14 protein-coding genes are annotated in these 10,938 nt (G+C 75.4%); 4 read left to right on the top strand and 10 right to left on the bottom strand.

From position 1 onward, the window contains the following. Nucleotides 1–5: 5 nt before the first annotated feature. Together F593_RS0112530 and F593_RS0112525 are read right to left on the bottom strand one after the other, a co-directional pair. Entirely contained in the window at nt 6–536 is a 531-nt protein-coding gene (locus F593_RS0112530) for a GNAT family N-acetyltransferase (RefSeq protein WP_084629968.1), read from the bottom strand. Then, on the bottom strand, nt 533–1,096 hold the full coding sequence (locus F593_RS0112525; protein ID WP_022929101.1) for a hypothetical protein: 564 nt from the start codon (nt 1,094–1,096) through the stop codon (nt 533–535). The genes F593_RS0112530 and F593_RS0112525 overlap by 4 nt, the downstream gene beginning before the upstream one ends. Before the next feature lie 76 nt (nt 1,097–1,172). On the opposite strand from F593_RS0112525, the gene F593_RS0112520 reads away from it, so the two are divergent. Together F593_RS0112520 and F593_RS24905 are read left to right on the top strand one after the other, a co-directional pair. After that, the gene (locus F593_RS0112520) at nt 1,173–1,859 is read left to right on the top strand and encodes an Rv0361 family membrane protein (RefSeq protein ID WP_022929100.1); all 687 of its coding nucleotides are present in this window, start codon (nt 1,173–1,175) and stop codon (nt 1,857–1,859) included. Between the two features lie 42 nt (nt 1,860–1,901). Continuing rightward, nucleotides 1,902–2,597, top strand: coding sequence for a DedA family protein (locus F593_RS24905; RefSeq protein WP_022929099.1), 696 nt, complete (start codon nt 1,902–1,904; stop codon nt 2,595–2,597). Between the two features lie 124 nt (nt 2,598–2,721). Here F593_RS24905 and F593_RS0112510 read toward each other — a convergent pair whose 3' ends face one another. Both F593_RS0112510 and F593_RS24900 read right to left on the bottom strand, forming a co-directional pair. Continuing rightward, nucleotides 2,722–3,441: an SRPBCC family protein gene (locus F593_RS0112510; protein ID WP_022929098.1), complete on the bottom strand. Its 720-nt coding sequence runs from the start codon at nt 3,439–3,441 to the stop codon at nt 2,722–2,724. Nucleotides 3,442–3,443: 2 nt separating this feature from the next. Then, nucleotides 3,444–4,121, bottom strand: coding sequence for a DedA family protein (locus tag F593_RS24900; protein ID WP_022929097.1), 678 nt, complete (start codon nt 4,119–4,121; stop codon nt 3,444–3,446). 136 nt (nt 4,122–4,257) lie between these two features. Here F593_RS24900 and F593_RS28345 point away from each other — a divergent pair, with 136 nt between their 5' ends. After that, nucleotides 4,258–6,249 (top strand): hypothetical protein, encoded by a 1,992-nt coding sequence (locus tag F593_RS28345; protein ID WP_022929096.1) that lies wholly within the window; start codon nt 4,258–4,260, stop codon nt 6,247–6,249. A 51-nt stretch (nt 6,250–6,300) separates the two neighbouring features. Here the strand turns inward: F593_RS28345 and F593_RS0112495 are convergent, their stop codons facing one another. Together F593_RS0112495 and F593_RS0112490 are read right to left on the bottom strand one after the other, a co-directional pair. After that, on the bottom strand, nt 6,301–6,657 hold the full coding sequence (locus tag F593_RS0112495) for a hypothetical protein (protein WP_022929095.1): 357 nt from the start codon (nt 6,655–6,657) through the stop codon (nt 6,301–6,303). Further along, nucleotides 6,654–7,649, bottom strand: a complete 996-nt coding sequence (locus F593_RS0112490) for a GTP-binding protein (RefSeq protein WP_022929094.1) — start codon at nt 7,647–7,649, stop codon at nt 6,654–6,656. The genes F593_RS0112495 and F593_RS0112490 overlap by 4 nt, the downstream gene beginning before the upstream one ends. Nucleotides 7,650–7,727: 78 nt before the next feature. Between F593_RS0112490 and F593_RS0112485 the strand changes: the two genes are divergently transcribed. Beyond that, nucleotides 7,728–8,831, top strand: coding sequence for an alkene reductase (locus F593_RS0112485; protein WP_022929093.1), 1,104 nt, complete (start codon nt 7,728–7,730; stop codon nt 8,829–8,831). A gap of 25 nt (nt 8,832–8,856) precedes the next feature. On the opposite strand, the gene F593_RS0112480 is transcribed toward F593_RS0112485, so the two are convergent. The 4 genes from F593_RS0112480 to flgL all read right to left on the bottom strand — a co-directional run bounded on the left by F593_RS0112480 (nt 8,857) and on the right by flgL (nt 10,935). Further along, nucleotides 8,857–9,225 (bottom strand): response regulator, encoded by a 369-nt coding sequence (locus F593_RS0112480; protein WP_033207279.1) that lies wholly within the window; start codon nt 9,223–9,225, stop codon nt 8,857–8,859. A gap of 119 nt (nt 9,226–9,344) precedes the next feature. Further along, complete coding sequence (gene csrA / locus F593_RS0112475; RefSeq protein WP_022929091.1) at nt 9,345–9,563, bottom strand: carbon storage regulator CsrA; 219 nt, start codon at nt 9,561–9,563, stop codon at nt 9,345–9,347. Beyond that, nucleotides 9,563–9,991 carry a flagellar assembly protein FliW gene (gene fliW, locus F593_RS0112470; RefSeq protein ID WP_022929090.1) on the bottom strand — a complete coding sequence of 143 codons (429 nt, stop codon included), beginning with the start codon at nt 9,989–9,991 and terminating at the stop codon, nt 9,563–9,565. The genes csrA and fliW overlap by 1 nt, the downstream gene beginning before the upstream one ends. A gap of 32 nt (nt 9,992–10,023) precedes the next feature. Continuing rightward, the gene (flgL, locus tag F593_RS0112465; RefSeq protein WP_157251782.1) at nt 10,024–10,935 is read right to left on the bottom strand and encodes a flagellar hook-associated protein FlgL; all 912 of its coding nucleotides are present in this window, start codon (nt 10,933–10,935) and stop codon (nt 10,024–10,026) included. Between the last annotated feature and the right edge of the window lie 3 nt (nt 10,936–10,938).

The following is a 10,938-nucleotide window of genomic DNA, read 5'->3' as shown; positions in this document are numbered from 1 at the left end:
GGGCCTCAGGCCGCCGGCAGCTGCTTGGCGAGCATCGTGACGACCTTCTCGCCGGCCTCGTCCGCGGCGCGGCGCTCGAGCTCGACGTAGCCGCGGCCGGTGTGGAACGCCAGGGAGGGGGCGTTCATCGGCACGACGTTGACCTCGCACAGCATGCGGCCGAAGGGCCGGGCGCGCTCCTCGCAGGCGGTGTAGAGCGCCGAGCCGGCCCCGCGGCGTCGCGCGCGGTCGGCCACGGCGATCCGATCGAGGTACAGGAAGCGGTCGTAGCGCTCCGCGAACCAGGCGTAGTGGCTGCCGTCGTAGTCCGTCCCCGACGCAATCGCCAGGCAGAACCCGAGCACGCCCTGCTCGTCCTCGACCACGAGTGGCGCGGCGCTGCGCGCGACGATCCACTCCAGGCGCGCCGCGTCCATCGGGCTGAGCTTGTCGACGTCCTTCGCGTTGAGGGCGAGGACGGCGTCGTGGTCGCGTGGCTCGATCGCGCGGACGCGCAGGTCCGTGCCCGCCGGCCCCGCGGCCGGGGCGCCGCTCATCCGTGGCCCCCGCCGGAGGAGACGGCCGGCGGCCGCGACTCCTCGGCGAGCGACGTGATCACGAGCGGGCCGCGGGCGGCGTCGTCGAGCACCGTGCCGGCCTCGTCGCCGTTGCGGGCGTAGAGCTCCACGAGCAGGTGGGCGACGATCTGATCGCCCTGGTGCGTGTGGAAGCGCACGTGGCTGAAGAACTCCTGCGTGCCGGCGTCGCCGAGCGCCGCGAAGCTCAGGGCCTCGCCGGCCTCGGGGCCCGAGCAGACCTCGACGTCGTCGGCGGGCACGGTGATCGTGCAGGACGCGACCCACGGCGTGCCCATGACGAGCCGCTCCCAGCGGGACTCGTCCGCGATCAGGCGCCCGTCGGTGAAGATCAGGTGCGGCTGGTCGTGCATGCAGTCCAGGCACTGCACCACGGCCTCCTGCTGCTCCTCCACCGCCTGCACGGGCGTGCCGGTGGCGGGATCGATGCGGTGGATCCCGTCGTAGTGGACGTGGAGCTCCAGCGCCGTCGACCAGCAGCGGTAGCACCGCATCCAGGGCAGCGACCCGACGTCGGACATCCCGTGATCGTAGACCCCGGGGGCGTGCGGGGCCGGACGGCGGCCGTCGGGCGGTCGCCGAGCTACGCTGCCGCACGTGCGCCGTCGCCTGCTCACCGGCCTGCTGGTCGTCATCGCGATCGTGACGGTGGTGCTCGCGGTGCGCTCGTGGGCGACGGACGAGACCGACCGGGCACGCGCGGCGGTGGAGCGCTTCGCCGCGGCCGTGGAGGACCGGGACTACGCGACGGTCTGCGACCGGCTGCTCGACGACGGCCTGCGCGAGCGGCTGCAGGCCGTCGACCTGCCGTGCGTCCAGGCGCTGCGGACCGGCCTGGGCGGCGTGCGCGAGCCCCGCCTGACGGTCGAGAACGTCGTCGTCGTGGAGGACCGGGCTCGTGCGGCGGTGCGGACCGCGGCCGCGGGCCAGCCGGCCTCGGAGGACGTGCTCTCGCTCGTGCGGCAGCAGGGCGAGTGGCGGATCTCGGCGCTCGCGAACGAGAACGCCGGCGGCACGGACGGGCCGGCGGTCGTCCCGGAGGGGGAGGGGCCGGCGGACGCGGCGGCCACGTCGACCGGCGCGGCGCCGCCGCCGACCGTCGTCACGACGCCCACGCCGGCGGCCCCGGGGACGCTGACGCCGAACCCGTCGGGGCTGCCCGACGACGAGGCGCTCCAGGACAAGCGCCGCGGGGACCGGACCGCCGCCGAGGTCCGTCGCGACCGGCGCCTGCGGGCGCTGCAGCGCCGCGCGCTGCGCGAGCAGGGCCGCCGCGGCGAGTGACCGTGGCGCGCTGGCGCTCGTCCCGCCGCTACCCTCCGGCGCGTGCTCGCGACCCTGATGGCCGCCCTTCCGCCCCTGGCGCTGATGCCGGAGTGGCTCGATCCGGAGTACATCGTGCGTCGGTTCGGCTTCCTCGCCGTGCTCGCCGTGGTCTTCGCGGAGTGCGGTCTCCTGGCCTTCTTCCTGCCGGGCGACTCGCTCCTGTTCACCACGGGCGTGATGGCGAACCCCGACAGCCCGATCTACCTCATCGAGCAGCCGATCTGGCTGCTCTGCCTGACGATCTCGATCGCGGCGGTGCTCGGCGACCAGGTCGGGTTCCTCATCGGGCGCAAGGCCGGGCCGGCGCTGTTCAGCCGCCCGGACTCGCGGTTCCTCAAGCAGGACCACCTCGCCCGCGCGGAGCGCTTCTTCGAGCGCTACGGCGGCCGCACGATCTTCCTCGCGCGGTTCGTGCCGGTCGTGCGGACGGCCGCGCCGCTCGTCGCCGGGGCGTCGGGCTGGAACTACACGGACTTCCTGCGCTGGAACGTCTTCGGCGGCATCGTCTGGGGCGCCGGCGTGACGGCGCTGGGCTACGCGCTGGGCGGCGTGGACTTCATCAACAACAACATCGAGGCGATCCTGCTGCTGATCGTCGCGGTCTCCGTGCTGCCGATCGTCGTCGAGGTCCTCATGGCGCGCCGCCGCGAGGCCCGCGCCGCCCGCGAGCGCGGCGTCGTCACCGCCGACGACTGAGCGGCGACGGGCGCGGGCGCCGGGGCGACCGCGGCGCGCGGGCGACGGCGCCGGCCGGCCGGTCGGCGGCGCTGCCCTCAGCGTCGACGCGGGTGCCGGCCGGTCCCGGTCGACGAGGCCGCCCTCAACGGGCGAAGGTCGTGCTCGACCAGCGCGTCCAGCGCTCGAAGAGCCCGGCGAACGCGGCGTCGTCCAGGCCGTAGGAGCTGAGGAACAGCTGCCCGCCGCCGAAGGGTCGCGCGTCGTCGACCGGCTGGTCGACCACGACGAGCAGCCCGTCGCCCCACGCGTCGACCGTCAGGCCGAGCTGGTGGGGCGAGCGGAACCACAGCTCGCCCTCGAGCCGCTCGCCCGCGGCGGTCTCTGCGGCGTAGCGCTCGCCGGGGGCCAGGTCCGCGAGGCCGGCCAGCCCGAGCGCCTCGAGCACGGGCGGGGCGGCCGCGGTGCGCAGCGGGCCCTGGAACTGCAGGACGCGGCGGGGCTCGTCCGGGTGGCGCTCGAGCGCCAGGCGCAGCGTCTGCAGGAATGTCGTCCAGCCCTCGTCGAGCCCGTCGAAGGGGGCCGCCGGGTCGAGCTCGTCGGCCCGCCGGGCGAGCGTCAGGCGCGTGAGCTCCCCGAGCTCCTCGAGCCGGAACACCCCGGCGCCGTTCGTGCCGAAGCGCAGCAGGCCGCGCGACTTCGCGACGCCGTCGACGAACAGCGCGTCGATCTCGCCCTCCAGCGCGTCGTGCTCCCACCCGAACCAGCGCGGGATGAGCGCCGGCTCCGTGAGCCACTCCCACACGTGGTCGACGGGCGCGGCGATCTCGACGCCGACCCGGACGACGCCGTCACCCGCCGTCACGCTCAGACCTCGTTGCGCGCCGGCGGGCGGTGGCGCAGCTGCTCGATGACGATGCCGGCGATCGTGAGGACGACGACCCCGATGATCAGCAGGTCGATGTGCCCCTGGATGAAGTCGACCGTGCTGCGCGGCAGGGCGGCGGCGAGGCCGTAGCCCAGGAGGATCAGGCCCGAGGTCCACGCGATCGCGCCGATGATCGACCAGAGGAGGAAGAGCCGGCGGTTCATGCCGACAGCCCCGGCGACGACCGCCACGAACGTGCGCACGATGGGGACGAACCGGGCGAGGAAGATCGTGATCGTGCCGTACTTCTCGAAGAACAGGCGCGAGCGCTCGAGGTGGTCCTTGCGGAACAGGCGGGAGTTCTCCCGTTCGAACAGCGCCGGTCCGGCGCGGTGGCCGATCTCGTAGCCGACGAGGTTGCCGAGGATCGCGGCGATCGGGACGAGGACCACGAGCATCCACAGGGGCTCGGTGATCGTGCCGAGCTCCGTCAGGATCCCCGCGCTGAAGAGCAGCGTGTCGCCGGGCAGGAAGAAGCCGACGAGCAGCCCGGTCTCGGCGAAGATGATCACGAGGATCGCGACCAGCCCGTACTTGCTCAGGATCTGCTCCGGGCTCAGCCAGTCGGGCAGCAGGGCGAGCGGGGCCGTCATCTCGGCCAGGAGCGGGGTGAGCACAGGCGCAGCGTAGCGGGGCCGCATGAGCGTTCCCTGAGCGGGGTAGTGAACGCGGCTGCGCGCGTCGGCGCCCGCGGCCCGTGGGCTCCCGACGGTCGCAGGCCCCGGTGGCCGCGACGGTCGTAGGCTGCCCGGCATGGACGCCGTGCTCCCCCGCCACGAACCCGAGGACGTCGTCCGCCCACCGCGCCCCGGCGGCCTGCTGACGGCGGCCGCCGCGGTGCCGCTCGGTGCCGCCGTGCTCCTCGCCGCGGGGCACCTCCCCGGTGGGGCGCGCGCCGTCGTCGGCGTGGCCGTGGTCGTCCTCGGCCTGGCGCTCCTGCGGACGCACGGCACGGTCACCGGCGCCCGGCTGGGACCGGGGCTCTCCGACGCGCTCGGGGCGATCGTGATCGTGCTCGGCGTCGGGCTCGTGGCGGGCCCGCTGGCGGTCGAGATCGACGGGTCCGAAGGCGGCCTCGGCGGCTGGGGCGCCGTGCTCTTCTGGCTCGCCCTCGCGGCCACCGCCGTGGCGCTGCTCGGCGCGCCCGAGGGTGGGCGGGCGACGATGCGCGCCGCGGAGTCGCTGCTCGGCGTCTCCGTGGCCGTCGCGTTCGTCGCGCTGCTCGGCGCCGGGGCCCTCGTCCTGGACGAGGAGGAGCGCTCCGTCGTGGTGCTCGTGGCCGCCGCCTTGGCCACCGGTGCGGCGGCGACGGCCCGCACCGACGCGGGCGGGCCGCGGGTGGCCGTGGTGGTCGCCGCGGTGCTGCTCGCGTGCGTGGGCGGCGAGGCGACGCAGCTCGTCGGGATCGTCACGGGGAACCTCCTGCCGGGAGCGGCCGAGAGCGGCGCCTCCGAGGCGTTCGCGAGCGTCCGCGCGGGGCTCGTGCTGCTCGTCGCCGCCGCGCTGCTCGTCGTGGCCGCCCGTCGCCGGTACGTCGTCGGGGCGGTGCTCGCGTCCGCGCTGCTGCTCACCGCCGGCTCCGGGGACGACGCGGCGACGGCGCTCTGGGCCGTGCCGCTCGCCGGCCTGCTCGTGACCGGCCTCCTGGTCGCGTCGGCGCCCGCGCGCACCGGCGCCGGCCGGCTGCTGGGCCGCGTGATGCGCGGCGACGCCACCGACGTCGACGGCGGGGACGGCGGGGCGGCGCTGTCCCGCGACGCCGCGCTCGCGGCCCTGGCGGTGGCGTGCGTGACGCTGGCCGGCACGATCGGCGGGCTGAACCCGGACGCGCCGGCGCTCGCGGCGCTCGCCGTCGTGGCGCTCGCCGCCGTCGTCCTGGCCCTCTGCGTGCTGCTGCCGGGAGCGCCGGGCGTGGTCGCGGCGCTCGCCGGCCTGGCCGCGATCCACCTGACGCAGCCCGCGTTGGCGGCCGTGGCCGCCCTGTGGCGCTCGGGCTTCGAGGAGTACGACACCGCCGTGGTCGTCGCGGTGACCGTCGTCCACCTCGCCGCCGTCCTGGTCGTGCTGCGGCGCCACCGCGAGCCGGCGGTCCTGGCGCTGGCGGCCGTCGTCGTGGCGGGGCAGATCGGGACCATGCTGTTCATCGTGCTCGGCCGCGGGGAGGGTCTCGACCTCACGCTCGTGCTGCTCGCGAGCCTGGGCGCGCCCACCGTGGGACTCGTCGTCGCCGCGGCCCTCGCCCTCGTCGGGCCCGCGCGCGTGCTGCGGCAGGCCCAGGCCGTCGGGGCCGGATTGGCCTACGCGGCGGCGGTCGCCGCGCCGACGCTCGGCGGGTACGGGGGCATCGGCAGGCCGACGGACGGCTCGTCGCCCGCGCTGCTGCAGGGTGCCGACCGGGTCGTGGCGGTCCTGCTGGTCGTCGCACTGCTGCTCGGCCTCGCGCTCCTGGCCGCGAGCGTCGCGCGCAGGCCGTCCGTCGCCGTCACGGCCGGCGTGCTGCTCGGCGGGGTGCAGGCCGCGCTCTTCGCCGGGCTGGTCGGCGCGGCTGTCCGGGCGGGGGCGGATGTCCTCCCGACCGCGCCGTCGGATCCGCTGCTGGGGTTCGCGGCGGCGGGCAGCGGGGTCCGGGACTCCGGGGCCGCCTGGCCGCTGCTCTTCGGGGCCCTCGGGGCGGTCCTGCTCGCCGCGGCGTGGTGGCTCGAGTCGCGCCGCCCCCTGCCCGCGGACGCACCCCTCGGGGGCTGAGGCGCGCGGGCCTACCGGCGCACGGGGCCGACCGCCGCGCGCGCCCGGGGCCTAGCGGCGGACGAGCACCCAGACGAGGGCGATCGCGAAGCCGATCTGGCCGAAGCTCAGCGCGGTGCCGAGGTTCGCGGCGCCCGCGAGTTCGGCGATCAGCGTCGAGACGACGAAGGCGCCGGCGACGATCGCCAGGTTCTCGGCGAAGGGGCGGGAGCGCGGGGCCGCGACGTCGGCGTCCGTGAGCCGCCGCGCGGGGGACCGCCGGGCGTCGGCGTCCGTCAGGCGCCGCACGGGGGAGGGGCCGCCGTCGGAGGCCGGGGAGCCCTGGTCCGTCCCGGCCGGCGACCCCGAACCGGCACCGGTCCCCGGGGCACGGCGGACGCCGGACGGCTTGCGGCGGGCCGCGCTCATCGCGTCGCCCCGGTCGTGTTCGGCTCGGCGTCGCGCAGACCGGCGGCCCGCTCGAGCTCCTGCATGAGGATCGGCACGGCCAGATCATCGCCGGTCGCGGTGAGGACGCGTCGCGCGGCGGGTCGGCCGCCCAGCTCGCGCAGGGCCCGCTCGCCGTGCTCGAGGCGGAAGTCGTCGATCGCGGTGCGTCGGCGCGCGTCACGGCGGGCGGCCCGCACGTCGATCGTCTCCCGGTGCGCCTCCAGCGTGGCGATGAGCTCGTCGAAGCCCTGAGCGGGCGGGAGCGACGAGACCGCCACGACTTTCGTGGTGCGGTCCCCGACGGAGCGCAGCGCGGAGCGGACGTCGGCGCGGGCGCGCTGGGCGATGCGTCCGAGGTCGGCCTTCGTGATCACCAGGACGTCCGGGATCTCCATGATCCCGCTCTTCAGGAACTGCAGGACGTCGCCCGATCCGGGCTGCACGATCACGACGACGGTGTCGGCGACGTCGGCCACGTCGGTCTCGGACTGCCCGACGCCGACCGTCTCGACGATCACCACGTCGAACGCCACGGCGAGCGCCTGCGCGGCCGCGCGGGTGGCCCAGGCGAGGCCGCCGAGGCGGTCGGCGGCCGCCGTGGAGCGGATGAAGACGCCCGCGTCCTTCGGGTCCACGTGGATGCGGGCGCGGTCGCCGAGCAGCGAGCCGCCCGTCCGGCGGCTCGAGGGGTCGACGGCCAGGACCGCCACGGAGCGCCCGCCGGCGCGCAGCGTCCGCACGAGCTCGGAGAGCAGGGTCGACTTGCCCGCCCCGGGCGGTCCCGTCACCCCGACGACGTGCCCGGCCGGCTCGCGGCCCAGGGCGGCGGGGGAGAGGCGCTGAAGCAGCTCGGCCGTCTGCGTCCGCGCGACCGGGGTCCGGTTCTCCACGAGATTGAGGACCGCGGGGGCGGCCGTCAGATCCCCGTCGATCAGCCGGCCCGCGAGGGTCCGTCCCAGGTCCTCCTGCATCTCGCCATCGTACGGCGCCACCGCCCATGAGCCCCGTCGCACACCGGTCCGCGGTCCGCTTTGCCATCGTCGGTGGTCATGACCGACGACTTCGACGTCCTCCGCCAGCCCCTGAAGCTCGGTGCGCTGGACCTGCCCCACCGCCTCGTCATGGCGCCCCTGACGCGCAACCGCGCCGACGAGGACGGGACCGCCAACGCCCTCATGGCGGAGTACTACGGCCAGCGCGCCGGCTCGGCCGCGCTCATCGTCTCCGAGGCCACGTGGGTCGCGCAGCAGGGCAAGCCCTACCCGCGCACCCCCGGGATCGCGAACGACGCCCACCGCGAGGGCTGGCGCCTGACGACGGACGCGGTGCACGAGGCCGGCGGCCTGATCGTCGCGCAGCTCTGGCACGGGGGCCGCGTGGCGCACCCCGACACGACGGGGGAGGACACGGTGTGCGCGTCCCCCACCGCGGTGGAGAAGCTGACGATCTTCACGCCGCACGAGGCCGAGGCGCCCGTGCCGACGCCGCGTGAGCTCACGACGGACGAGATCCGGGGCCTGGTGCAGACCTTCGCCGACGCCGCCCGCCGCGCGATCGAGGCCGGGTTCGACGGCGTCGAGATCCACGGCGCCAACGGCTACCTGCTGCACCAGTTCCTCGCGGACGGCGTGAACCACCGCGAGGACGAGTACGGCGGCAGCCCCGAGAACCGCGCCCGCTTCGTCGTCGAGGTCACGAAGGCCGTCGTCGCGGCCGTCGGCGCCGACCGCACCGGCATCCGCCTGTCGCCGGCGCCCGCCGCGCACGAGGCGACGGAGTTCGACGGCGGCGACACCTACCGCGCGCTGGCGAAGGAGCTGGCGCCGCTGGGCCTCGCCTACGTCCACGTCATGCGCCAGCCGGGCGACCCGCTGCTCCAGGAGCTGCGGACGGCGTTCGGCGCGCCGCTGCTCCTGAACACGGGCTTCGCCAAGAAGACGGAGCGCGAGGAGGCCATCTCGTTCGTGCGCGACGGCCACGCCGACGCGTCCGTCGTGGGCCGCGCGTTCATCTCGACGCCCGACCTGCTCGAGCGCTGGGCGGCCGGGCAGCCCGAGAACGAGGGCCGGCCCGAGCTGTACTACGCCAGCGGCCCGGAGGGCTACACGGACTACCCGACGATGGCCGGCGAGACCGCGCTCGGCACCTCGTAGGCGCCGTCGCGGCGCGGTGGTCGCCTCAGGCGGCCATCGCGCTCTGGACGGCGTCCAGCATGCGCTGCGTGCGCGGGGGCTTGACGACGAAGTCGCGGGCGCCGGCGACGATCGACTCGACGACGCGGGCGTCCTGCCCCGGGGCGGAGCACATGATCACGCGGGCGCTCGGGTCCATGCCGATGATGTCGCGCAGGGCGGCGACGCCGTCCTTGCCGGGCATCGTGACGTCGAGCGTGCAGATGTCGGGCTGCAGGTCGCGGAAGCGCTCCACGGCCTCGGTGCCGTTGGAGGCCTCGCCGATCACCTCGTGTCCGCCCACGCGCAGGGCGTCGGACACCATCTGGCGCATGTAGGGCGCGTCATCGACCACGAGCACGCGGGCCACAGTCATCACCTTCGTCGAATCGGGGGGCGGAACAGACGCCGAGCCCGGCGACGGTGGTGGCCGTCGGCGGGATCATCCCCTGTTCGCGTCCCGGTCCCGGACGGTGACCGCGGTGGACGTTCGTCCTAGTCCTTGGGCGGCAGCTCGGGGAGCTTGACCGGGGCCGAGGCGGCCGCGCGGTTCTCGTCGCGGACCGCGGCCCACAGCTCCTCGCGGTACACCGGGAGCGCCCGCGGGGCCTCGATGCCCAGCCGGATCGTGGCGCCGTTGACCTCGACGACGGTGATCACGACGTCGTCGCCGATCATCAGCTTCTCGCCCTCGCGGCGCGTGATGATCAGCATCAGGCGGCCTCGGCCACGAGCGGGGCGCGCAGCGGCGCCTCGTCGGCGCGGTTGATGACCTGCCAACCGCGGCGGCCCACGATGAGCAGCGGGGCGCGGAGGTTGGCGGAGAAGTCCTCGAGCCGCTCGCCGGCGCGGACGACGACCCACGTCTCGACGGCCTCCGTGTCGCGCAGCGCCGGGTCGACGTCCTCCTCCTCGAGGACGACGTCGAAGTCGGGGAAGAACCGCCCCGGGCGGGTGACGGGCAGCGCGAGGGACGCGTCGTCGAGCGACTGCAGCCACGCGAAGGCGCCGTCGGGGTCCTCCGGGAGCAGCAGCGCGTAGCGCGTGCCGGGCAGGCCGACGAGCCCGTCGGGGAACTCGAGGGCGTCGTCCTCGGAGAGCTCGAGGTCGCCGAAGCGGGTCGACTGGAGGGTGATCGCCATGGGGGTCCGGATCCGTTGGGGGGAGTGGTCGGCTAGCGCAGGAAGTCCAGCAGCGAGCTCTGCATGATGCCCGCACCGGCCTTCAGCGCCGCCTGGTAGCTGGCCTGCTGGGTCGCGTACGTGATCATCGTAGACGCCGCGTCGGCCTCCTCCACGTTCGAGCGCTGCTCGTCCGCGTTCTCCTGGAGCTCCAGCAGGCGATCCGAGGCCGCCGTGATGCGGTTGCCGGCCGCGCCGACCTCGGCCCGCAGGCCGCCGAGCGCGTTGATCTGGGCGTCGAGGGCCTTGAGGTCGGTCGTGCGCAGGGCGTTGGCGTCCGCGGCGGTCCCGCCCTTGAGGTGGGAGGAGATCGTGCGCAGGGCGTCGAGCAGCTTGCCGTCGCCTCCGCCGTTGCCGGTGACGCGCCCGGCGAGGTCGACGTTGACCTGCACGTCGACGCCCGCGCCGACGGTGCGGACGATCGTGCCGGCGTTGCCGTTGAACGTGTCGGCGCCGTCGACGGCGTAGGGCAGGCCGGCCGTGGCCGAGCCCGCGAAGATCGGGACGCCGGCGTACGTCGAGTTGGCCGTGGTCTTGACGGAGCGGATGAGCTGGTCGATCTCGGCCGCCGCGGCCTCGCGAGCGGCCTGGCCGCCGGCGTCGTTGCCGGCGCCGACGAGCAGCACGCGGGCGCGCTGGACCATGTCGGTCATGCCCTGCAGGGCGGAGTCCGTCGTGCGCTGCCAGCCCTGGGCGTCCTGCACGTTGCGCTGCGCCTGGGCGATCTGGGAGAGCTCGGCACGCAGGTCCATCGCGCGGGTCGTGCCGTACGGGTCGTCGGACGGGCGGGTGATCTGCATGCCGGAGGACATCCGCTCGTACGTGCGGGTCAGCCGCGCGGACGAGGACTGGAGGTCCTGCAGGACGGTGCGGTTCATCATGCCGCTGGTGATGCGATAGCTCACGGT

The sequence above is a fragment of the Patulibacter americanus DSM 16676 genome, from assembly GCF_000420025.1.
Classification (GTDB): Bacteria; Actinomycetota; Thermoleophilia; order Solirubrobacterales; family Solirubrobacteraceae; genus Patulibacter; species Patulibacter americanus.
The sequence above is the reverse complement of the archived record's forward strand: the minus strand, read 5'-3'. Positions and strand labels throughout refer to the sequence as shown.